The sequence below is a fragment of the Nocardiopsis suaedae genome (assembly GCF_027706745.1).
Lineage (GTDB): Bacteria > Actinomycetota > Actinomycetes > Streptosporangiales > Streptosporangiaceae > Nocardiopsis_A > Nocardiopsis_A suaedae.
Genome location: NZ_JAQFWP010000091.1, coordinates 1 through 21967, shown reverse-complemented (window position 1 = coordinate 21967; position 21967 = coordinate 1). Strand labels below are relative to the sequence as shown.

The window sequence follows — 21967 nt, the reverse complement described above, 5'->3', positions numbered from 1 at the left end:
GCTGTCATTCCGGCGGTTTTGGCAGCACGTTTGTCGAGATCAACGCGGGGAGGGCGCCCCGGTGGCCCGGCGCCTGGGCGGGTCCGTCAGCGGGGGATCAGTCGAGCCGCCCCACCCGCACCGCGAGGGACCCGGCGCCCGGCAGGCAGGACCGGGGAACCGCCCCGCTCGTGCCGTCGCTGCCGCACACCCCGACCACGCACACGCCCGGCGGCCGACAACGCCGCAGGCAGGAGCGACGGGCTTCGGTGTCGCTGCTCGCCCCTCACCCACCGACCCGGCGGATCGGTGGGCACGTCCCCTCCGGACGCCGACGGCCCCGGGCTGCTTTTCGCAGGCCTCGGGGCCGGTCGGTGCTAGGGGGTGCCGCCCGGTTCGACTCCGCGGGATCGGCCGCGGGGCGGGGCCGGGGGCTCCCGCGGGGTCAGCCGCGGGTGATCAGGGAGCGGGCGAAGAACACCATGTTCGCCGGGCGCTCGGCCAGGCGGCGCATGAAGTAGCCGTACCACTCGTCGCCGTAGGGGACGTACACGCGCATGCGCTTGCCCTCGGCGGCCAGGCGGACCTGCTCGTTGTCGCGGATGCCGTAGAGCATCTGGTGCTCGTACTCCTCGTCGGAGCGCCCCGCGGTGGCGGCGAGCTTCTGGGCGATCGCCACCATGCGCGGGTCGTGCGAGGCCACCATCGGGTAGCCCTCCCCCGCCATGAGGATCTTCAGGCAGCGTACGTACGCCTTGTCGACCTCGGCCTTGTCCTTGTAGGCGACCGAGGCGGGCTCGTCGTAGGCGCCCTTGCAGATGCGGACCCGGGACCCCGCGCCGCTCAGGTCGCGGCAGTCGGCCTCGGTGCGGTGCAGGTACGCCTGCAGGACCGCGCCCACCCAGGGGAAGTCCACCCGCAGGTCGCGAAGGATGGACAGGGTGGAGTCCACGGTGGTGTGGTCCTCCATGTCCAGGGTGACCGTGGTGCCCGCGGCCTCGGCCGCGCGGCAGATGTCCCGCGCGTTCTCCAGGGCGATCTTCTCGCCGTCGGCCGGGAGGAACTGGCCGACCGCCGAGAGCTTCACCGACACCTCGGCCCGCTCGGCCAGGCCGTGCTCGGCCAGGGCCCCCAGCAGCCGGGTGTAGGCCCCGACGGTGGCCTGCGCCTGCGCGGCGTCGGTGGTGTCCTCGCCCAGGTGGTCGAGGGTGACGTAGCGGTCCCTGGTGAGCTCGGCGACCTTGGGGAGCGCCTGCTCCTGGGTGGACCCGGCGACGAACCGGTCCACCAGCCCCCGGGTCACGGGGGTCCGTTCGACGAGCCGTCGGCACGCGGTGGAGCGTGCCGCCGCCAGCAGTGGCGTACGAAGCATGGATGACCTCGCGTTTCCTCCGAGGGCCGCCCGGGCCGGGCCCCGTGCGGGGGTCCGGCCCGGACGGCACCGCGGGACCGATGTTGACCGCCCCGGGCGCCGCCGCCCGGGGCCGGGGGGTGATCCCGGGCCGATCAGCCCTGGTGCGGGTGGGCGGAGGTCTTCGGCGGAACGAAGGTCTCCTTGATGGAGCGCGGGCTGGCCCAGCGGGCCAGGTTCTGCGCGGAGCCGGCCTTGTCGTTGGTCCCGGAGGCGCGGGCGCCGCCGAAGGGCTGCTGGCCCACGACCGAGCCGGTCGGCTTGTCGTTGATGTAGAAGTTGCCTGCGGTGAACCGCAGGGCGTGCTGGGCCTTCTGCACGGCGGCGCGGTCGTCGGCGATGACGGCGCCGGTCAGGGCGTAGTCCGAGCCCTTGTCGACGACCTCCAGGATACGGTCGAAGTCGCCGTCCTCGTAGACGTGCACGGCCACGACCGGGCCGAAGTACTCGGTGCGGAAGACGTCGTTGGAGGGGTCGGTGCCCTCGATGACGGTCGGGCGCACGAAGTAGCCCTCGGAGTCGTCGGCGGTGCCCCCGGCCAGCACGGTCAGCGTGGGGTCGCCCTTGACCCGCTCCAGCACCGCCGACAGGCGGTCGAAGGAGCGGCGGTCGATGACCGCGCCCATGAAGTTGCTCAGGTCGGTGACGTCGCCCATGGTCAGGGCCTCGGTCTCGGCGATCAGGTCGTCGCGCATGCGCTCCCAGACCGAGCGGGCCACGAAGGCGCGCGAGGCGGCCGAGCACTTCTGGCCCTGGAACTCGAAGGCGCCGCGGACGATGGCGGTGCGGACGGTGTCCGGGTTCGCCGAGGAGTGGGCGACGATGAAGTCCTTGCCGCCGGTCTCGCCGACGATGCGCGGGTAGGACCGGTAGTTCGCGATGTTCTCGCCGACCGACCTCCACAGGTGCTGGAAGGTGGCGGTGGAGCCGGTGAAGTGGATCCCGGCCAGCTCCGGGTCGGCCAGGGCGACGTCGGAGACGGCCAGGCCGTCGCCGGTGACCATGTTGATGACGCCGGGGGGCATGCCCGCCTCCTCCAGCAGCCGCATCGTCAGGTCGGCGGCGAACTGCTGGGTGGGCGAGGGCTTCCACACGACGGTGTTGCCCATCAGCGCCGGGGCGGTGGGCAGGTTGCCCGCGATGGCGGTGAAGTTGAAGGGCGTGATGGCGTAGACGAAGCCCTCCAGCGGCCGCTGCTCCATGCGGTTCCACTGCCCGGCCGGGCTGTAGGGCTGCTGCTCCATGAGCTGGCGGGCGTAGGCGACGTTGAACCGCCAGAAGTCGATCAGCTCGCAGGCGGCGTCGATCTCGGCCTGGATCGCGGTCTTGGACTGGCCGAGCATGGTGGCGGCGTTGAGCGTCTGGCGCCAGGGGCCCGCGAGCAGGTCGGCGGCGCGGAGGATGACCGCGGCGCGCTCGTCGAAGGGCATGTCCCGCCACTGCTGCGCGGCGCCCTTGGCGGCGGCGACGGCGGCGCGGGCGTCGTCGTGGGTGGCGTTGCCCATGGTGCCCAGGACGGCGGCGTGGCGGTGCGGCTGGACCGCGTCGATGCGGGTCCCCCCGCCCATGCGGCGCTCGCCGTCGATGGTCATCGGCAGCTCGACCGGCTCTTTGCCGAGCTCGGCCAGTTTCGTCTCCAGCTCGGCCCGCTCCGGGCTGCCGGGGGCGTAGGTCAGCACGGGCTCGTTCGCCGGCACGGGGACGTTCGTCACCGCGTCCATGGGCACCTCCGTCGGGACAGCGTCGTCACTCCATCGAACCGGTCAAACGTAAGCGAACCCGACAGGGCGCGGCGTTGTGGACGCGGCCACTTTTTGTCGAGGACACTTGGTCGATACGACAAACTGATAGGGCCATGGACTTCAGCGACCCCGGAACACCACAGCAGCCCCATACGCCACGCAACCCCGACGAAGCCGGAGAAAACCCTGGTGTCCCCCTCCGCCAGCTCCTGCTGGCGGTCGGCGACCCGCTGGTCGACGTGCTCGCCGCCCCCGCCGGGCTGGATGTGCAGGTGGACAATGTCGTCATCGCCGACCCCGAGGACGAGGTGGACGCGTTCACCGGCGACCTCGTCCTGCTCATCGGCGCCCGCGGCGCGGCCGCCCGGCAGCTGGTGCGCGCCGCCGCCCAGCGCGGCGCCGCCGCCGTCGCGGTGAAGGTGAACGCCGCCGCCCGGGCCCAGGCCGAGGAGCCCAGCTACCCGCCCCCGCAGGGCTGGGGCGCGCCCGCCCCGGCCCGCCCGTCCGGCGACGAGGTCGGCCTGCTGCGCAGCGCCGCCCGCGACGCCGGGGTGGCCCTGCTGGCGGTCCGCCCGGACGTGCGCTGGGACCAGCTCCAGGCGCTGTGCCGCAGCGTGGTCGACGACGCCCGGCTCACCGGCGAGACCGACCTGGGCGAGTCGGCCGGGGACCTGTTCTCCCTGGCGCAGACGATCGCCTCGCTCACCGGCGGCCTGGTGGCGATCGAGGACTCCGCCAGCCGGGTGCTGGCCTACTCCAGCGGCGAGGAGGTCGACGAGCTGCGGCGGCTGTCGGTGCTCGGCCGCCAGGGCCCCGAGCAGTACCTGGCGCTGCTGCGCGAGTGGGGGGTGTTCTCCCGGCTGCGCGCCGGGCACGAGGTGGTGCACATCGCCGAACACCCCGAGCTGGGCATCCGCCCGCGCATGGCGGTGGGGGTGCACGCCGGGGACCAGCCGCTGGGCACCATCTGGGTACAGAAGGGCGCGGCGCCCTTCGCCGAGGGCGCCGAGGAGGCGCTGCTCGGCGCGGCCCGCATCACCGCCCTGCACATGCTGCGCCACCGCACCGAGGTGACGGCGGGGCTGCGGCTGCGCGAGGACCTGCTGGCGGGGCTGTTGGAGGGCCGGATCGAGGCGGCCGCGCTGGCGGACTCGGTCGAGGTCTCCGCGGAGCGGCCCGCGCTGGTGGCGGCGTTCTCGCTGGGCGCGGGCGGGCGCGGCCGGGCGGCCGATCGCAACCGCTCGGGCCTGGAGCTGCAGCGGCGCCGGATGGCCGACCTGATCGCGGTGCACACCGCCGCCTACCGCAAGAACGCCCTGGTGACCGTGCTCGGCGGGCGGATCTACGTGCTGGTGCCCGACCTGCGCTCCCCGGCGGCCGCCGCCGAGGCCTCGGTGCTGGCGCTGGCCCGCAAGACGGTGGAGGCCGCGCGCGGCCTGATCGGGTCGGGGGTGCAGGCGGCGGTGGGCTCCCCGGTGGAGTCGCCCGACGACATCGCCCAGTCCCGGCAGGAGGCCGACCGGGTGCTCGACGCCATGGGGCGCGACCTGGAGGCGGACGTGGCCACCATCGGGGACGTGCGGGCGCGGGTGCTGGTCGGCGAGACCCTGGCGCACCTGCGCGCCACCCCGGGCCTACGCGACCCGCGGGTGGAGGCGCTGCTGCGGCACGACGCGCAGAGCGACTCGGACCTGGTCCGCTCGCTGCTGGCCTACCTGGAGGCCTTCGGCGACGTGCGGGCGGCCGCCGAGCACCTGCACATCCACCCGAACACGCTGCGGTACCGGGTGCGCCGCGCCGAGTCGGTCAGCGGCATCGACCTGAGCGAGCCGGACCAGCGCCTCTTCACCCACCTGCAGCTCCTCATGGAGCGCGAGCGGTGAGCCGGTCTCGGGGACGGCGACGCGTGAACCGCGCCGGCGGCGTCGTTCCCCCCGGGATCATCGGGGATCGAGGCGAGTGCCCCCGGTCGGACTCGAACCGACACTTGTGACCCTTTTAGGGGGCCTGCCTCTTCCATTGGGCTACGAGGGCGCGACCATCATACAAGTGGCGGCCGATTCCGCAGGATTCCCACCGCTTCCGTACCCGGACGGCCGAAAACGGCCCGCGCCCCGCCGCTGGGCGGGGCGCGGGCCGCGCCCGTGCGGGCGCGCCGTCGTCGGGGCCGGGTCAGCTCACCCGGCGCAGCAGGCGGCCGTTCTCGACCGGCTGCGGCTGGGCGGCCTCCTCGAAGGCCTGGCGCGGCTCGCCCATCTCGGGCAGGGCCGCGTAGTCGCGGCGCAGGAACAGGCCGAGCGTCCAGTCGGCCAGCACCCGCATCTTGCGGTTGAAGGTCGGCACCGCGAACAGGTGGTAGGCGCGGTGCGCGTACCAGGCCATCCGCCCGTTGAGCTTGACCTTGCCGAAGAGCTGGGCCGCGCCCTTGTGCAGGCCGAGCCCGGCCACCGCGCCCAGGTTGTCGTGCCGGTAGGCGGTCATCTTCGTGCCGCGCACCGCCGCGATGACGTTGCCGGCCAGCACCGGGGCCTGGCGGACCGCGTTCTGGGCGTTCGGCGGGTAGAAGCCGCCCTTGCCGTCGGGCACCTGGGCGTTGTCGCCGCCCGCGAAGGCGCCCTCCACGCCGTTGACGGTCAGGTACTCGCTGGTGTCCACGTGCCCCTTGGGGCCGAGCGGCAGGTCGCTCGCCGAGACCACCGGGTTGGGCTTGACGCCCGCGGTCCACACCAGGGTCCCGGCCTCGAACTCGGCGCCGTCGCTGAGCTTGATGACCTGGTTCTCGGCCGACTCCAGGAAGGTCTGCAGCCGCACGTCCACGCCGCGGCGCTTGAGCTGGTTGAGCGCCTTGGTGCCGACGTCGGGCCCGACCTCGGGCAGGATCTTGTCGGCCGCCTCGATGAGGTAGAAGCGCAGGTCGTCGACGCTGATCGAGGGGTAGATCCGGGTGGCGTCCCGGGCCAGGTCCTCCAGCTCGGCGATGGCCTCGGCGCCGGCGAACCCGCCGCCGACGAACACGAAGTTGAGCGCCTTGCGGCGGACCGCCTCGTCCTCGGTGGAGTCGGCGATGTTGAGCTGCTCCAGCACGTGGTTGCGCAGGTAGGCCGCCTCTTCGACGGTCTTGATGCCGATGCCCCACTCGGCCAGGCCGGGGATGGGCAGGGTGCGCGAGACCGCCCCGGCCGCCATGACGAGGTGGTCGTAGGAGATCTCCCGGGGCTCGCCGACCTCGGGCTCGAAGCCGACCGTGCGCCCGGCGTGGTCGATGCTGACCACGTGGCCGGTGAGCACCTTCGTCCGCTTGAAGACCTTGCGCAGCGGCACCACCACGTTGCGCGGGTTGATGCTGCCCGCCGCGGCCTCGGGGAGGAAGGGCTGGTAGGTCATGTAGGAGTTGGGGTCGACCACCGTGATGCGGGCCTCGCCCGCACCGAGCTTCTTCTCCAGCCGCAGCGCGGTGTACATGCCCAGGTAACCGCCGCCGACGATGAGGATGTGCGGGATCTCCGCCTCATCGCCGCCGCCGTGGACCAGCCGGTAGTTCCTGCTCTCGGTCATCGCATATCCGCCCTAAAGTCCCGTTCCCCGCCCCTGACCAGGGGAGTGAAGATCGGTAAGTCTTCGTTGACTGGCATATCCCCGTCGTGGTTCCGACCGGAAGGTTCGCGTTCGTTGCTTCGGCGTGGAGCTCGCCCTCCTCGCCGCCTGCTTGTGCATTCTTTCACAAGCGGTTCCCGACAGGAAAGCGCCGATCATGAAAGGTTTAGACCATCATAAAGCCGATGTGAGGCCTGTCCGCCCTGGTCAGACCGGGTGTTACGGCTTTCACACAGGTCAAGCGGGTGATGCGGCTCACCCGCCGACCCGGTGCGACCGTCCCCTCACCCCGCGGGGACGCCGGTCACTCCCCGGCGGCCCCGGTGTCCTCCTCGGCGGTGTCCTCGGCCGTGTCCTCGGCGGCGTCGGAGACGCCCAGGCACAGGCCCCACACGATGCCGTCGAGGATGTCGTGCTCGCCCGCGTAGAAGGCCTCGGCCCCGGTGCGCGCCAGCACCCGGTCCAGGATCAGCGCGCCCGCGCCGATCACGTCCACCCGCCCCGGGTGCATCACGCCCAGCCCGGCGCGGCGCTCGTGCGGCATGGACAGCAGCTCGCGCGCGATCTCCCCGGTCCGCTCGGCGGTGACCCGGGTCAGGTGGATCCGCTCGGAGTCGTACTCGGGCAGGTCCAGGGCGATCCCGGCCACGGTGGTCGCGGTCCCGGCCACGCACACCACGGTCGCCGCCTCCCCGATCGGCACCGTCTGGGCCGCCTCGTCCAGGGCCGCGTCGACGTCCGCGGTGGCGGCGGCCACCTGCTCGGCGGTGGGCGGGTCGGCGGACAGGTGGCGCTCGGTCATCCGCACGCAGCCGATGTCGACCGACCGCGCCGCCTGCACCACGCCGTCGGCCTCCCCCGCGTCCTCCGGGTACCCCAGGACGAACTCGGTGGAGCCGCCGCCGATGTCGACGACCAGGTAGGGACGGGGGTGCCCGCCCCCGTCCCCCTCGGCCTCCAGCTCGGCGGTGGCGCCGACGAAGGACAGCTCGGCCTCCTCGTCGCCGCTGATCACCTCCGGCTCGACGCCGATGATCTCCCGCACCCCGGAGATGAACTCCTCCCGGTTGGAGGCGTCCCGGGTGGCGCTGGTGGCGACCATGCGCACGTGCCCGGCGTCGAACGGCACGCCGTGCTCGCGCATCAGCTTGGCGTAGGAGCGCAGCGCCTCGAAGGTGCGCTCCAGGGCCTCGGGGGCGAAGGCGCCGGTGCGGTCCACGCCCTGCCCCAGGCGCACGATCTCCATCCGGCGCTCCAGGTCGAGCAGGCCGACCTCGTCGCCGTCGTGCACGGCGACGTCGCTGATGAGCAGGCGGATGGAGTTGGTCCCGCAGTCGATGGCGGCCACGGTGGTCACGGTCGGCCTCCCCCAGAGGTGTCCTCGCTGTCCGGGCCGGCGCACACGCACGGCCCCTTCTCCCACCAGTCCGGGAGGGCGTCCAGCGCCTCCCGGCCGATGGGGTTGCTCCCCGGCTCGGCCAGCTCGTGGGCGGCCAGGGCGTGCAGGCACTTGACGCGCTCGGGCATGCCCCCGGCGCTCTGCATCCCGCGCGGCAGCGGCTCCAGGCCGTCGGCGGCGGCCTGGGCGTCGCGCGCGGCGACGTAGGCCTCGTGCGCCGCGCGGTAGGCCTCGCTCAGCCCGGGCTCCTCGCCCAGGCGCTCCTGCATCCGCCGCATCGCGCCGCCGCCCTCCAGGGAGCCGATCGCCGAGTTCGCGCGCGGGCAGGTCAGGTAGTACAGCGTGGGGAAGGGCGAGCCGTCCTCCAGCCGGGGCGCGGTGCGCACCACGTCGGGGAGCCCGCACGGGCACCGGTGGGCGACGGCGCGCAGCCCCCGCGGGGCGCGGCCCAGCTGGCGCTCGACGGCTCGCACGTCCTCCGGGGGGACGCCGGGGTCGGCCCCGGGGGAGGCGTGCTCGGGCGCGGCGGGGCCGCCGGTGGTGTGGTCTGCGGAAGTCATGGCGGTCTCAGGTTAGCCGGTGCGCGGGTGCGGACCGTGCCGCGGACCTGCGGGACGGCGGCGGGCGCCGCGGGAAGCGCGGCCGCTGCGTTCAGCGGCCCGGCGGCTGCGCTTCGGGGATCCGCTCCCGGCCCGCCGCCGGGTCGTCGGCGGCCTGCACCGACTTCCACAGCTTGGTGAACCAGGGGGCCTCGGGGCCCTCGGCGCCCTGCTCCCCGTGCTCGGGGTCGTCGCCGGAGACCACGACATAGGCCTGCTCACCGGGGTACTGGTAGTGCAGCCGGGTCCGGGCCTCCCGCTCGATGTGGTCGGGGTCCCTGAGCTGCTCCCTGCGCTCTTGGAGCTCCTCGACGCCCTCCTTGCGCTCGGCGAGCTCGTCCCGGAGCTGGGCGATCTCGGAGCGCTGGGCGACGTACTCGCGCAGCGGGTAGGCCAGGCTCAGTGCGATGGCGCACACCACCAGGGCCAGGATGGCGGCGCGGCTGGTGAGCGCGGGGCGCAGCCCGCGGCGCCCGCCCGCCCCGAAGGCCTTGTTCCCCGGCCCCTTGCCCGAAGTCTTGCCCGAGGCCGTTCCCACGGACGTGCCGCCGGCCGCGCCGGCGCCCTTGGACCCGTTGGCCGCCTTAGCGCCCTTGGCCCCCTTGGCCGCACCCGTGGCGGTGCCCCCTGCCGGGGCGCTCTTCGCGGACGCCTTCTTCGCGTCCCCCTTCTTCCCCCCGTCCTTCCCGGCCCCGTCCTTGGCCGGGGTCCCGCCCGCGGACGGGCGGCCCGGTTCGTCGGCCGACCGTCCGCGGGCACCGGAGGCCCGGGGCCCCGTCGTCGGACCGCCACGGGCGCGTGCGCCCCCGGCGGAACGGGGCCCCGGGCCGTCCCCCGCGCGCCGCGGCCCTCCGCCGCGCGCAGAGGACGGCCGCTTCGGCTTCTCCGGCTCCTTGGGCATGGGGAGGCAGCCTAGCCCTGGGCCTTGAAGCGCGGGAAGGCCGACGCGCCCGCGTAGATCGCGGCCTCGTCCAGCTCCTCCTCGATGCGCAGCAGCTGGTTGTACTTGGCCACCCGCTCGCTGCGGGCCGGGGCGCCGGTCTTGATCTGGCCGGCGTTGGTGGCCACCGCGATGTCGGCGATGGTGGTGTCCTCGGTCTCGCCGGAGCGGTGCGAGATCATCGCGGTGTAGCCGCTGCGCTGGGCCAGGGCGACCGCGTCCAGGGTCTCGGTCAGCGTGCCGATCTGGTTGACCTTGACCAGCAGCGAGTTCGCGGCGCCGTCGGTGATGCCGCGCTGCAGCCGCTCGGGGTTGGTGACGAACAGGTCGTCGCCGACGAGCTGCACCTTGGTGCCCAGCGAGGCGGTCAGGGTCGCCCAGCCCTTCCAGTCGTCCTCGTCCAGCGGGTCCTCGATGGACACCAGCGGGTAGGCCTCGACCAGCTCGGCGTAGTAGGCGGCCATGTCCTCGGCGCTGCGCTCGGTGCCCTCGAAGCGGTAGACGCCGTCCTCGAAGAACTCGGAGGCGGCCACGTCCAGGGCCAGGGCGATGTCGCTGCCGGGGGTGTAACCCGCCTTGCCGATCGCCTCGACGATCAGGTCGAGGGCGGCGCGGTTGCTGTCCAGGTTCGGGGCGAAGCCGCCCTCGTCGCCCACCCCGGTGCCCAGGCCGTGCTCCTTGAGCACCGACTTCAGGGCGTGGTAGACCTCGGTGCCCCAGCGCACGGCCTCGCGGAAGCTCGCCGCGCCGACCGGCGCGATCATGAACTCCTGGATGTCGACGTTGGTGTCGGCGTGCGCGCCGCCGTTGAGGATGTTCATCATCGGCACCGGCAGCACGTGCGCGTTGGGGCCGCCCAGGTAGCGGAAGAGCGGCAGGCCCGCGGCCTCGGCGGCGGCGTGCGCGACCGCCAGCGAGGAGCCGAGGATCGCGTTGGCCCCGATGCGGGCCTTGTTGGGGGTGCCGTCCAGGTCGATCAGCGCCCGGTCGATCAGCCGCTGCTCCTCGGGGGCGAACCCGAGCAGCTCGTCGGCCACCTCGTCGTTGACGGCCGTGACCGCCTTGTCCACGCCCTTGCCGCCGTAGCGCTCGCCCCCGTCGCGCAGCTCCACCGCCTCGAACTGCCCGGTGGAGGCGCCGCTGGGCACCGCGGCGCGGGCGGTCGTCCCGTCGTCGAGGAGGACCTCGACCTCGACCGTCGGATTGCCGCGGGAGTCAAGGATCTCTCGCGCCTGTACTGCCTCGATCGACGACACCGTCGTCCTCCTTATTCGTTCACTGGCGGACCGCCTCCGAGCCTAGCGACCCGCGCGCGCCCCGGGCGCGGGGGCGGTCCGGAAACCCCCGGCGCCACCTGGGGCGTGTTCGGTGCCCGGCGTGTCGCCCCTTGCCCCGCCCGGCCCCCCGTGCCTACTATTCCCACTAACTAAGTAGGAGAAAGAGGCTGCGGCGTTCCGCGGCGGCCCCGCCCCCGACACCGTCACCGAAGGCGCGCGATGCAGACCTTGATCCTCCTCGGGCTCGTCGGACTGGCCGCCCAGTTCATCAACGGCAGCCTGGGCATGGGCTACGGCGTCACCTCCACCACCCTGCTGCTGATGGTCGGCACCAGCCCCGCCGTCGCCTCGGCCACCGTCAACCTCTCCCAGGTGGGCTCGCAGCTCGCCTCCGGGTTCGCGCACTGGCGGTTCGGCAACGTCGACCGGCACGTGGTGCTGCGCATCGCCGCTCCCGGAGCCGTCGGCGCGTTCACCGGGGCGCTGCTGCTCAGCCGCCTGTCCACCGACGCCGCGGGCCCGCTGATGTCCACCATCCTGCTCGCGCTGGGGCTGTACCTGCTGCTCCGCTTCACCCTGCGGGACCTGCCGCGCCCCACCGGTGCGCGCCCGCTGAGCACCGTCTTCCTGGCGCCGCTCGGGCTGGTGGCCGGGTTCATGAACTCCACCGGCGGCGGGGGCTGGGGGCCGGTCGGCACGACCGCGCTGCTGGCCACCGGCCGCCTGGAGCCGCGCAAGGTGATCGGGTCGATCAGCGTGGGCGAGTTCGCCGTGGTCGTGGCGGGCAGCCTCGGCTTCGCGGTCGGCCTGGGCCTGAGCGGGATCGACTTCGCGTGGGTGGGGGTCATGCTGCTGGGCGGGCTGCTGGCCGCGCCCGTGGCCGCCTGGCTGGCCCGCTCGGTGCCCGCGCGGCCGCTGGGGGCCATGGTCGGCGGGCTCATCGTCCTCACCAACACCCGCGTGGTGCTCGGCGCCGGCTGGGCGCAGCTGCCGCCGGTGCCCACCTACGCGCTGTACGCGGGGATCCTGCTGGCCTGGGCGGCGGCGGTCGCGCACTGCTGGCGGCTGCACTTCGCCGAGCGCCGGGCGGCCGGAGCACCCGAGGAGGAGCCCGCCCCCTCCCGGTGACCTCGGGAAGAGCGCCCCTACCGGCGCGGTTTCAGGGGCCGTTCCCCCGAGGTCAACGCGAGGGAGGCGGTCAGGAGGCCGGGAGGTCGAGGGCGCGGAGGGCGCCTTCGACGACGACGGAGCGCAGGTCGCCGCCGTCACCGGTCAGACCGCCCCCGCCGTCGTCCGCGGCCATGATGGCCGCGTCCTGCAGGCCGCCGATGGCCAGGACCGCGAGCGCGCGCTGGCGGGGCGTGGGGTCGCTCCCGAAGATCAGACGGAGCAGGCGCTCCCGCCAGTCGAAGAGCCGGGGGACCACGTCGCCCAGGTCGCCCAGGGCCGCGGTGTCGGCCACGACCGCCCGGAACAGCGTGCCGTGGCGGCGCCCCATGTCGTAGAAGGCCTCCAGGGCACGCCGCGCGGTGGCGTCCGGCTCCTCCTCCAGCTCCCGGACGGTCCGCTCCCCGTCGTCGAGCATGGGCCGGACCATGTCGGCCAGCAGGTCCTGCTTGGAGCGGAAGTGGTAGTAGAGCGCCGCCTTGGTGATGCCCAGCCCTTCGGCGATCTCCCGCAGGCTGGTCGCGGTGTAGCCCTTCTTCGCGAACAGCTCCAGCGCCGTCTCGCGGATCTCGGCCCGGGTGTCGGTCCGCCGTCTGGGCACGCGCGCCCCTCCCTTGTTCCCCTCGCCTGCGCGAACCCTTCGTCGATCTCGGGAAGAGCGCCCCTGCCGGCGCGGTTTCAGGGGCCCTTCTCCCGAGATCGACGAGAGGTGAGCGCCGTCCTCGACCGTGATCTTAGCCGCCTGCCGGACGGAAAGTAACTTGTCGACCGGTAAGTTACTTGTCGCCCGGCTAGTTTCGTGGGTAGCGTCGGCGGTACCGGGCCGCGGTGTGCGGCCCCGATGCGAAAGGAATGCGTCATGGCACGCACCGTCTGCATCTCCGGAGCCGGCATCGCCGGCCCCGCCCTCGCGTTCTGGCTCCGCGGCCTGGGCGTGCACCCCACCGTCGTCGAGCGCGCCCCGCGGCTGCGCACCGGCGGCTGGGCGGTCGACGTGCGCGGCGCCGCCCTGACCGTGGCCGAGCGAATGGGCCTGGCCGACGCGTTCCGCGCCGCCTCCGACAACCTGGCCGGCCTGGACCTGGTCGACGCCCGCGGGCGCACCCGCGCCGCCGCCGGAAGCGAGCTGACCTCCTCCTCCCCGGACGACCTGGAGATCCGCCGCACCGCCCTGAGCCGGACCGTCTTCGACGCCGCGCAGGACGGGGTCGACTACCTCTTCGGGGACACCGTCACCGCCGTCGACGACGACGGCGACCGCGTCCGGGTGTCCTTCGCCGAGTCCGCGCCGCGCGACTTCGACCTGCTGGTGGCCGCGGACGGCCTGCACTCCGAGGTGCGCCGCCTGGTCTTCGGCCCTGAGGAGCGCCACCTGCGCTTCCTCAACGCGCACGTGTCCATCTTCGACCTGCCCAACCGGTTCGGCCTGGACCACCGCGCCGTCCTGCACAGCGACCCCGGCCGCACCATCGGCCTGTACGCCGGGGACCCCGCCGGCCCGGCGCAGGCGTTCCTGGGCTTCCGGTCCCGCACCGAGGCCGCCTCACGCCTGCGCGACGGCGCCTCCCGCCGCCGGTACCTGCGCGCCCGCTACTCCGGCATGGGCTGGAAGGCCCCGGAGATCCTGGAGGCCCTCGACGGCGCCCCGGACCTGTACTTCGACTCCATCTCCCAAGTGCGCACGGACCGCTGGTCGCAGGGGCGCACGGTGCTGCTCGGCGACGCCGCCCACTGCCCCTCCCCGCTGTCCGGACAGGGGTCGAGCCTGGCGCTGGTCGGGGCCTACGTGCTCGCCGGGGAGCTGGCCGCCGCCGGGGGCGACCACCGCCGCGCCTTCCCCGCCTACGAGCGGGCCATGCGCGGCTTCGTACGGCGCAACCAGGCGATCGCGACCAACGGCATGCCGTTCCTGGTCCCCCGCGACCACCTGCAGATCCTCCTGCGCGACGCCGCGGTGCGCTTCGGGCCGCACCTGCCCGCCCTGAACCGGCTCAGCGGAGGCGTCCGCAAGGCCGCGAACGCCATCGGACTGAAGGACTACCCGCTGGCCGCCCCCTCCGCCGCTTCGGGCCGCTGAGGCCCCGATCCTCCCGTTTTCGGCCGCGCCTGCAGGGAACACCAGGACCGCCTGCCTATAGTTCGATAGCGTCCGGCTCCCCTCGCCGGAAGTACGAGAGTCCGGACCCCAGCGAGGCGGAATGGCCAGACCCGGAGCAGCGGCCGGATCGGGAGCGGCGGCACGGAGGCCGCGCCGCACCGAGGCATGGCTGCTCGCCGCCGCCTTCGGCGTCTTCCTGCTGGGAATGTGCACCGCCGGGTGGCAGACCGGCGGCGCGGTGCCCGGACGCCTGCCGCTGTACGCCGCCCTGTTCGGGGCCGCGGCCCTCACCGCGCACCTGGGCGTGCGCTTCCTGGCCCCCTACGCCGACCCGCTGCTGCTGCCGCTGGCCACCGTGCTCACCGGGACGGGGCTGACCATGATCTGGGCGCTGGGCGGCCCCGACGGGGGCGAAGGCCACGCCGAGGCCTGGCGCCAGCTCATGTGGGCGGTCATCGGGACGGCCGGGTGCCTGGCGGTGCTGCTGGCGGTGTCCCGCCCCCGGCGGCTGCAGCGCTACCCCTACCTACTGGCGGTCGGCGGGCTGGTCCTGCTGCTGCTTCCGATGGTGCCCGGCCTGGGCATCGAGCTGTACGGGGCGCGGCGCTGGGTGGCGGTGTCCGGGTACACCGTGCAGCCCTCGGAGTTCGCCAAGCTGCCGCTGATCGTGTTCCTCGCCGCCTACCTGGGGCAGAAGCGCGAGGTGCTGGCGGCGGCCGGGCGGCACATCACGGTCCGCGGCGTCAAGGTCTTCAGCGTGCCGCGCATGCGCCATCTGGGCCCCATGACCGTGGCCTGGGGGTTCGCGATCCTGGTGCTGGTGGGCACCAAGGACCTGGGCACCTCGCTCCTGCTCTACCTGGTCTTCCTGGCCATGCTCTACGCCGCCACCGGGCGCAAGTCCTGGGTGGGCATCGGGCTGGTGATGTTCGCCGCCGGGGCGGTCGCCGCCTGGCGGCTCTTCCCGCACGTGCGCCAGCGGGTCGACATCTGGCTCAACGCCTTCGACCCGGACGTCTACAACGCCCCGGTGGGCGGCAGCTTCCAGCTCGTGCAGGGGCTGTACGCGCTGGCCGACGGCGGGCTCACCGGCACCGGGTTCGGCGCCGGGCGGGCCGGGGAGATCTTCGCCGCCGACAGCGACCTGATCCTGGTGAGCATCGGCGAGAAGCTCGGCCTGACCGGGCTGATGGCGATCCTGGTGCTGCTGGCCCTGCTGGTCGAACGGGCGGCGCGGACCGCGCTGGAGGCGCGCGAGGTGTTCACCAAACTGCTGGTGACCGGGTTCGCGATGCTCTTCGCGTTCCAGGTGTTCGTGGTGGCCGGCGGCGTCACCCGGCTCATCCCGCTCACCGGGATGACCACGCCCTTCCTGGCCGCGGGCGGCTCGTCGCTGGTGTCGAGCTGGCTGGTGATCGGGCTCTGGCTGCGGGTGAGCGACGCCTGCCGGCGGCCCCCGCCCGACCCGGGGTCCGGACCGGAGCAGGAGGCCACCGAGCTGATCGCGCTGCCCGGACGCGCGCACGGCGTCAGCGCCAGTACCGACGCCACTCCCCGTCGGTGAGCGCGCGCGGGTCGCGCCCGTCGGCGCGGGCGCGCGCCTCGGCCGCGCGGACCCGGGCGTCGAAGCGCCGGGCGGCGGTGCGCAGGTCCATCTCCGGATCGCCCCCGGAGCGGCGGTCGGCGTCCACGGCGGTGAACAGCTCCCCGCCGGGCCCCTCCCCCGCGTCCACCAGGTCCTCGGGCAGCCCGTTGCGCACCGCCCGCTTCTGCAGCTCGTAGGCGAGCAGCGCGGCCGGCTGGGCGAAGGGCACGCCCTCCAGCACCGAGGCGTCCCGCTCGCCCTTGTCGGCCCGTTCGGCGGCCTTGATGCGCTCCCAGTTGCCGCGCACCTCCTCCGCGCCGTCGACCGGGGTGCCCGCGAACACGTGCGGGTGGCGGCGGACCAGCTTGTCGACGATGCCGTCGGCGACGTCGTCCACCGTGAAGCCGTCGGCGCCGCGCTCCTCGGCGATGCGGGCGTGGAAGACCACCTGCAGCAGCACGTCGCCCAGCTCCTCGCGGAGGGTGGCGTACTCGCCGCGCTCGATGGTCTCCAGCGTCTCGTAGGCCTCCTCGATGAGGTACTTGGCCAGCGACTCGTGGGTCTGCTCGGCGTCCCAGGGGCAGCGCCGCCGCAGCTCGTCCATGGTCGCGACCAGCGCCTGCACCCGGTGGCCCGGGGCCGCGCCCGGCCCGGGGGCCGCGCCGGAACCGGTTTCGGGGGACTCGGTGCCCATGTGCTCCTCTCAGTCGCGCCCGGCGCCGTCCGGGGCGCCCGGCAGCCAGCCCCCGGCGCGCAGCGCCGTGAGCACCTCGGCCGCCGAGTCGGCGGGGTCCTGGCCGGTCGTGTCCAGCACCAGGTCGGCGTCGGCGGGCTCCTCATAGGGGTCGGAGATCCCGGTGAACGCCGGGATCTCGCCTGCTCTGGCCTTGGCGTACAGGCCCTTGCGGTCCCGCCGCTCGCACTCCTCCAGCGGGGTGGCCACGTGGACGAGGAAGAAGTCGCCGTTCTCCTCGACCATGGAGCGCACCTCGGCCCGGGTGGCGGCGTACGGCGCGATCGGGGCGCACACGGCCACGCCGCCGTGGCGGGTGATCTCGGAGGCGACGTATCCGATCCGGCGCACGTTCATGTCGCGGTCCTCCCGCGAGAACGTGAGGCCCTTGGAGAGCATGCGCCGCACCACGTCCCCGTCCAGCAGCGTCAACGTCCTGCCGGAACGGCGGATTCCCTCGGCGACCGCGCGCGCGACGGTCGACTTGCCCGACCCGGACAGGCCGGTGAACAGCACGGTCAGCCCGCGGCGGGTGCGGGCCGGGCGCAGCCGCGCCAGCTCGGCCGCCACCCGCGCGGGGGTGGACCACGCGGGCAGGGTGCGGCCCCGCGCGAGCATCTCCTCCACCTCGTCGGCGGAGGGCTCGTCGGCGGCGTCGCCCTCCGCGACCTCGGCGGCGGGGCGCCACGCCCCCTTGGCGGTGTCGTAGCGCCACGGCCCCGGGTCGACCACCGGAAGCGGGGAGGCGTCCTCCCCCTCGCCGCCGTCGCCCAGCAGGTGGGTGGCGCCGAAGGCGCGGGCGATGTAGGGCGCCACCCGGCCGCCGTCGGCGCCGGGCGGAAGCGTCAGCGCCGCGGTCCAGGTGCGCGGCGGCAGCAGCGGCTCGGCGGCCAGCACCGCAGGGGCCTGCCCCTGGGACTCCAGCGGGACGTCCACCAGGAGCAGCACCTCGGCCGGGGCGCCGTCGCCGATCCGGTCCGCGGCGGCGCGGATGCGGGCCAGCGCCCGGTGGTGCAGCGGCCCGCGGGCCACCACCGCCAGCAGCGGGCCGGAGGCCCCCTGGGCCTCACGGCGGGCCCTCAGCTCGGCGGGGGCCAGCCGCAGGTGGCGCAGGGCCCCGTAGGCGGGCGGCCCCGCCAGGCGTACCTCCCCGGCCAGCCGGTGGCCCGGCCCCAGCCCGTCGGGCGCGTCGGGCCCGGCCTCCCACGCCCCCTGCACCTGGAGCTCGGCCAGCGGCGCCCCCTCCGGGTCGGCCAGGACCACCCGCTCCGCGCCGGACAGCTCGGCCGGAACCGGCAGGGTGACCGGGATCGGCCACGGGGTGCCGTCCGGCAGGGCGCCTCCGGCCGCGGCCCGCGCCTCGGCCTCGCCCATGAACCCGGGGAGGGGGTATGCCCCGCTCAGGATCAGCTCCAAGTGGGCGAGGGCCGTTGGGTCCGGCGTGTGGACCGGCGCCCCGTTCCCGTTCTCGGTGCCCGTGTGCACTGCGACCTCCGCTCGCCCGCGCCCGGAGGCGCCTGGGTGTCCCGTCGCTGGACAGCGTAGGGGGCGCCGGTCCCGGGCCGGGAACACAGGGGGCCGCCGCGGTGTTGACCGGCATGTGCGGACCGCGCCGCGCCCGCCCCGGCGGGACCCCGCGGGCCGCCCTCCTCCGTCCCAGGGCGGCAGTAGTCTTGGCACGGGGGAGCCCGCTGAATCGCCCGACGGCGCCCCGCGGCCGCGGACCGGAACGGCCGCCCGGCCTCCACCGCACCCGCGCGGAGCGCCGCGCGCCCGCCAGCGCGACCGGACCTGTCGTCACACGCCCCTGATTGGTGCCATGAGCCTCTCTGGACTTCTCGCCACCGTCGCCGACGACCCGGCGCTCACCCAGGCCGTCGAGACCGCCCGCACCGGCGCCGGTCCCGGCCTGGACCTGGTCGCGCCCGGCTCGCTGCGCCCCTTCCTGGTCGGCGCGCTGGCCGCGGACGCCCCCGCCGGGGCCGGGCGCCCGGTGCTGGCGGTGACCGCGACCGAGCGCGAGGCCTCCGACCTGTCCGAGGCGCTGGGCTCGCTGCTGCCGCCCGAGTCCGTGGCGCTGTTCCCGGCCTGGGAGACCCTGCCGCACGAACGGCTCTCCCCCCGCTCCGACACGGTCGGCCAGCGCCTTGCGGTGCTGCGCCGGCTGGCCCACCCCGACCCGTCCGACCCGCTGGCGGCGCCGCTGAAGGTGGTCGTGGCGCCGGTGCGCAGCGTGCTGCAGCCGCTGGTGGCCGGGCTCGGCGAGCTGGTGCCGGTGCGGGTGCGCCCCGGCGACGAGGTGGACCTGGAAGAGGTGGTCACCGGGCTGGTCGACGCCGGGTACGCGCGGGTGGACCTGGTGGAGAAGCGCGGCGACGTGGCGGTGCGCGGCGGCATCGTGGACGTGTTCCCGCCCACCGAGGAGCACCCGCTGCGCCTGGAGTTCTGGGGCGACCAGGTGGAGGAGGTCCGCTACTTCCAGGTGGCCGACCAGCGGTCGCTGCCCGAGGGCACCGACGGCCGGGCCGCGGAGGGCCTGTTCGCGCCGCCGTGCCGGGAGCTGCTGCTCACCCCCGAGGTGCGCGAGCGCGCCGCGGCGCTGGCCGCCGAGCACCCCCAGCTCGCCGACGTGCTCGACAAGCTCGCCGAGGGCGTGTCCGTGGAGGGCATGGAGGCCTTCGCCCCGGTGCTGGCCGAGCGGATGCACCCGCTGCTCGACTACCTCCCCGCGGGCGCGCAGATCATGGCGTGCGACCCCGAGCGCATCCGCACCCGCGCGCTGGAGCTGGAGGCCACCAGCCAGGAGTTCCTGCAGGCGTCGTGGATCAACGCCGCCTCCGGCGGGGAGGCCCCCATCGACCTGGGCGCCTCGGCCTACATGTCCATCTCCGACGTGCGCGCGCAGGCCGCCGAGCTGGGACAGCCCTGGTGGACGCTGTCGCCGTTCGAGTCCGGCGACGAGGACGAGGCGCAGACCACGCTGACGCTCGGCGCCTCCGACGCCGACGCCTACCGGGGCGACACCGAGCGCGCCCTGGCCGACGTGAAGGGGTGGCTGCACGACGGCTGGCGGGTCGTCATGGTCACCCAGGGGCACGGCCCGGCCGAGCGGCTGGCGGACATGCTGCGCGGCGCCGGCCTGGGCACCCGCCTGAGCGCCGACCTGCCCGAGCCCCCGGAGCCCGCGCTGGCCACCGTCGCCACCGGGCTGCTGCAGCAGGGGTTCGTCTGGCGGTCGGTGCGGACGGTGGTGCTCACCGAGACCGACCTGGCCGGGCAGCGCGCCTCCACCCGGGACATGCGCAAGATGCCCAGCCGCCGCCGCGGCGCGGTGGACCCGCTGCAGCTCAAGTCCGGCGACTACGTCGTGCACGAGCAGCACGGCGTGGGCCGCTACATCGAGATGGTCAGCCGCAACATCCAGGGCGCCACCCGGGACTACCTGGTCATCGAGTACGCGCCGTCCAAGCGCGGGCAGCCCGGCGACCGCCTGTTCGTCCCCACCGACCAGCTGGAGGAGGTCACCCGCTACGTCGGCGGGGAGGCGCCCACCCTGTCCAAGATGGGCGGGTCCGACTGGGCCAAGACCAAGAGCAAGGCGCGCAAGGTCGTCCGGGAGATCGCCGGGGACCTGATCCGGCTGTACTCGGCGCGCCAGGCCTCGCCCGGCCACGCGTTCGGCGCGGACACCCCCTGGCAGCGCGAGCTGGAGGACGCCTTCCCCTACGCCGAGACCCCCGACCAGCTCGCCGCGATCGAGGAGGTCAAGCAGGACATGGAGAAGTCGGTCCCGATGGACCGGCTGATCTGCGGCGACGTGGGCTACGGCAAGACCGAGGTGGCGGTGCGCGCCGCGTTCAAGGCGGTGCAGGACGGCAAGCAGGTGGCGCTGCTGGTGCCCACCACGCTGCTGGTGCAGCAGCACCTGTCGACCTTCAGCGAGCGGTACGCCTCGTTCCCGGTGACGGTGCGCCCGCTGTCGCGGTTCCAGACCGAGGCCGAGGTGGAGGCCGCCCGGGAGGGGCTGCGCACCGGCGAGATCGACATCGTCATCGGCACCCACCGGCTGCTGTCCAGCGAGACCCGGTTCAAGAACCTGGGGCTGGTGGTCATCGACGAGGAGCAGCGCTTCGGGGTCGAGCACAAGGAGGCGCTGAAGAAGCTGCGCACCCAGGTGGACGTGCTGGCCATGTCGGCCACCCCGATCCCGCGCACCCTGGAGATGGGGTTGACCGGCATCCGGGAGATGACCACCATCCTCACCCCGCCGGAGGAGCGCCACCCGGTGCTCACCTTCGTCGGCCCCTACGAGGAGAAGCAGATCGCCGCGGCGATCCGGCGCGAGCTGATGCGCGAGGGGCAGGTGTTCTTCGTGCACAACCGGGTGGCCTCGATCGAGAAGGTGGCGGCGACGCTGAGCCGCCTGGTGCCCGAGGCGCGGGTGGCCTACGCGCACGGGCAGATGAACGAGCAGCAGCTCGAACGCGTCATGGTGGACTTCTGGGAGAAGAACTTCGACGTGCTGGTGTCGACCACCATCGTCGAGTCGGGCCTGGACGTGCCCAACGCCAACACGCTGATCGTGGACCGGGCCGACACCTACGGGCTGTCCCAGCTGCACCAGCTGCGCGGCCGGGTGGGCCGGGGCCGGGAGCGGGCCTACGCCTACTTCCTGTACCCGCCGGAGCGCCCGCTGACCGAGACGGCCTACGAGCGGCTGTCCACGGTCGCCCAGCACACCGAGACCGGCGCCGGGATGTACGTGGCCATGAAGGACCTGGAGATCCGCGGGGCCGGGAACATCCTGGGGGCCGAGCAGTCCGGCAGCATCGCCGGGGTCGGCTTCGACCTGTACGTGCGCATGGTGGGCGAGGCCGTCCGCGAGCTGCGCGGCGACGGGGCGGCCGAGGAGGTCGAGACCAAGGTCGAGCTGCCGGTCAACGCGCACATCCCGCACGACTACATCCCGGGCGAGCGGCTGCGGCTGCAGGCCTACAAGCGGATCGCGGGGGTCGCGGGCGAGGAGGACATCGCCGCCGCCCGCGAGGAGCTGGTGGACCGGTACGGCGCGCCGCCGGAGCCGGTGGAGAACCTGCTGCAGGTGGCGCGGTTCCGGGTGCTGGCCAAGTCGGCGGGGCTGACCGACGTGGTGCTGCAGGGGTCCCAGATCCGGTTCGCGCCCGCGCGGATGCGCGAGTCGCAGATGCTGCGGATGCGCCGCCTGTACCCCAAGGCGGTGTTCAAGGAGGCCACGGACACCCTGCTGGTCCCGGTGCCCAAGTCCGGCGGGCTGGGCGGCCGCCCGCTGCGGGACCTGGAGCTGCTGGAGTGGTGCGCGGAGCTGGTCACGGCCCTGTTCCAGCCGGCCGCCGCGAAGGAGCCGGCCGGCTGACCGGGCGGCCGGCCCCGCCGGGCCGGTGCCTCCGGAACGCCGAAGGGGGCC

At 74.3% G+C, this 21967-nt stretch carries 15 protein-coding genes and 1 tRNA gene; 5 read left to right on the top strand and 11 right to left on the bottom strand.

The genetic code is table 11. The annotated features are described in order from the left end of the window. Window positions 1-424: 424 nt before the first annotated feature. Both O4U47_RS28980 and pruA read right to left on the bottom strand, forming a co-directional pair. A complete protein-coding gene (locus tag O4U47_RS28980; protein WP_270681168.1) occupies window positions 425-1351 on the bottom strand; it encodes a proline dehydrogenase family protein in 927 nt (308 codons plus the stop codon). A gap of 134 nt (window positions 1352-1485) precedes the next feature. Continuing rightward, complete coding sequence (gene pruA, locus O4U47_RS28975; protein WP_270681167.1) at window positions 1486-3111, bottom strand: L-glutamate gamma-semialdehyde dehydrogenase; 1626 nt, start codon at window positions 3109-3111, stop codon at window positions 1486-1488. A gap of 134 nt (window positions 3112-3245) precedes the next feature. Here pruA and O4U47_RS28970 point away from each other — a divergent pair, with 134 nt between their 5' ends. Next, entirely contained in the window at window positions 3246-5015 is a 1770-nt protein-coding gene (locus O4U47_RS28970) for a PucR family transcriptional regulator (RefSeq protein ID WP_270681166.1), read from the top strand. A 77-nt stretch (window positions 5016-5092) separates the two neighbouring features. Here the strand turns inward: O4U47_RS28970 and O4U47_RS28965 are convergent. From O4U47_RS28965 to eno, 6 genes are all read right to left on the bottom strand, one after another. Then, window positions 5093-5166: transfer RNA gene (locus O4U47_RS28965), tRNA-Leu, on the bottom strand. Between the two features lie 138 nt (window positions 5167-5304). Then, the gene (locus O4U47_RS28960) at window positions 5305-6687 is read right to left on the bottom strand and encodes an NAD(P)/FAD-dependent oxidoreductase (RefSeq protein WP_270681165.1); all 1383 of its coding nucleotides are present in this window, start codon (window positions 6685-6687) and stop codon (window positions 5305-5307) included. A gap of 343 nt (window positions 6688-7030) precedes the next feature. Further along, window positions 7031-8083, bottom strand: coding sequence for a Ppx/GppA phosphatase family protein (locus O4U47_RS28955; RefSeq protein WP_270681164.1), 1053 nt, complete (start codon window positions 8081-8083; stop codon window positions 7031-7033). Beyond that, window positions 8080-8685: a DUF501 domain-containing protein gene (locus tag O4U47_RS28950; protein WP_270681163.1), complete on the bottom strand. Its 606-nt coding sequence runs from the start codon at window positions 8683-8685 to the stop codon at window positions 8080-8082. The genes O4U47_RS28955 and O4U47_RS28950 overlap by 4 nt, the downstream gene beginning before the upstream one ends. A 91-nt stretch (window positions 8686-8776) precedes the next feature. After that, on the bottom strand, window positions 8777-9625 hold the full coding sequence (locus O4U47_RS28945; protein WP_270681162.1) for an FtsB family cell division protein: 849 nt from the start codon (window positions 9623-9625) through the stop codon (window positions 8777-8779). Between the two features lie 11 nt (window positions 9626-9636). Beyond that, complete coding sequence (gene eno / locus O4U47_RS28940; RefSeq protein ID WP_270681161.1) at window positions 9637-10920, bottom strand: phosphopyruvate hydratase; 1284 nt, start codon at window positions 10918-10920, stop codon at window positions 9637-9639. A gap of 240 nt (window positions 10921-11160) precedes the next feature. Between eno and O4U47_RS28935 the strand changes: the two genes are divergently transcribed. After that, window positions 11161-12069, top strand: a complete 909-nt coding sequence (locus O4U47_RS28935) for a sulfite exporter TauE/SafE family protein (RefSeq protein ID WP_270681160.1) — start codon at window positions 11161-11163, stop codon at window positions 12067-12069. 70 nt (window positions 12070-12139) lie between these two features. Here O4U47_RS28935 and O4U47_RS28930 read toward each other — a convergent pair whose 3' ends face one another. Further along, window positions 12140-12709, bottom strand: a complete 570-nt coding sequence (locus tag O4U47_RS28930) for a TetR/AcrR family transcriptional regulator (RefSeq protein ID WP_270681159.1) — start codon at window positions 12707-12709, stop codon at window positions 12140-12142. Between the two features lie 258 nt (window positions 12710-12967). On the opposite strand from O4U47_RS28930, the gene O4U47_RS28925 reads away from it, so the two are divergent. Together O4U47_RS28925 and O4U47_RS28920 are read left to right on the top strand one after the other, a co-directional pair. Beyond that, window positions 12968-14185, top strand: coding sequence for an FAD-dependent monooxygenase (locus O4U47_RS28925; RefSeq protein ID WP_270681158.1), 1218 nt, complete (start codon window positions 12968-12970; stop codon window positions 14183-14185). Window positions 14186-14306: 121 nt separating this feature from the next. Continuing rightward, complete coding sequence (locus O4U47_RS28920; protein WP_408639046.1) at window positions 14307-15770, top strand: FtsW/RodA/SpoVE family cell cycle protein; 1464 nt, start codon at window positions 14307-14309, stop codon at window positions 15768-15770. Here O4U47_RS28920 and mazG read toward each other — a convergent pair. Continuing rightward, entirely contained in the window at window positions 15736-16485 is a 750-nt protein-coding gene (gene mazG / locus O4U47_RS28915) for a nucleoside triphosphate pyrophosphohydrolase (RefSeq protein ID WP_270681157.1), read from the bottom strand. The two genes, O4U47_RS28920 and mazG, sit on opposite strands and share 35 nt — an antisense overlap. 9 nt (window positions 16486-16494) lie before the next feature. Beyond that, window positions 16495-18009, bottom strand: coding sequence for an adenylyl-sulfate kinase (gene cysC / locus O4U47_RS28910; protein ID WP_270681156.1), 1515 nt, complete (start codon window positions 18007-18009; stop codon window positions 16495-16497). Window positions 18010-18343: 334 nt separating this feature from the next. Here cysC and mfd point away from each other — a divergent pair, with 334 nt between their 5' ends. After that, complete coding sequence (gene mfd, locus O4U47_RS28905) at window positions 18344-21916, top strand: transcription-repair coupling factor (protein ID WP_270681155.1); 3573 nt, start codon at window positions 18344-18346, stop codon at window positions 21914-21916. Window positions 21917-21967: the final 51 nt, after the last annotated feature.

Bases quoted from the DNA above. Each gene is read 5' to 3' on its own strand.
- O4U47_RS28980 (WP_270681168.1), bottom strand. From the start codon at position 1,351: ATGCTTCGTACGCCACTGCTGGCGGCGGCACGCTCCACCGCGTGCCGA.
- pruA (WP_270681167.1), bottom strand. From the start codon at position 3,111: ATGGACGCGGTGACGAACGTCCCCGTGCCGGCGAACGAGCCCGTGCTG.
- O4U47_RS28970 (WP_270681166.1), top strand. From the start codon at position 3,246: ATGGACTTCAGCGACCCCGGAACACCACAGCAGCCCCATACGCCACGC.
- O4U47_RS28960 (WP_270681165.1), bottom strand. From the start codon at position 6,687: ATGACCGAGAGCAGGAACTACCGGCTGGTCCACGGCGGCGGCGATGAG.
- O4U47_RS28950 (WP_270681163.1), bottom strand. From the start codon at position 8,685: ATGACTTCCGCAGACCACACCACCGGCGGCCCCGCCGCGCCCGAGCAC.
- O4U47_RS28945 (WP_270681162.1), bottom strand. From the start codon at position 9,625: ATGCCCAAGGAGCCGGAGAAGCCGAAGCGGCCGTCCTCTGCGCGCGGC.
- O4U47_RS28935 (WP_270681160.1), top strand. From the start codon at position 11,161: ATGCAGACCTTGATCCTCCTCGGGCTCGTCGGACTGGCCGCCCAGTTC.
- O4U47_RS28925 (WP_270681158.1), top strand. From the start codon at position 12,968: ATGGCACGCACCGTCTGCATCTCCGGAGCCGGCATCGCCGGCCCCGCC.
- O4U47_RS28920 (WP_408639046.1), top strand. From the start codon at position 14,307: ATGGCCAGACCCGGAGCAGCGGCCGGATCGGGAGCGGCGGCACGGAGG.
- mazG (WP_270681157.1), bottom strand. From the start codon at position 16,485: ATGGGCACCGAGTCCCCCGAAACCGGTTCCGGCGCGGCCCCCGGGCCG.
- mfd (WP_270681155.1), top strand. From the start codon at position 18,344: ATGAGCCTCTCTGGACTTCTCGCCACCGTCGCCGACGACCCGGCGCTC.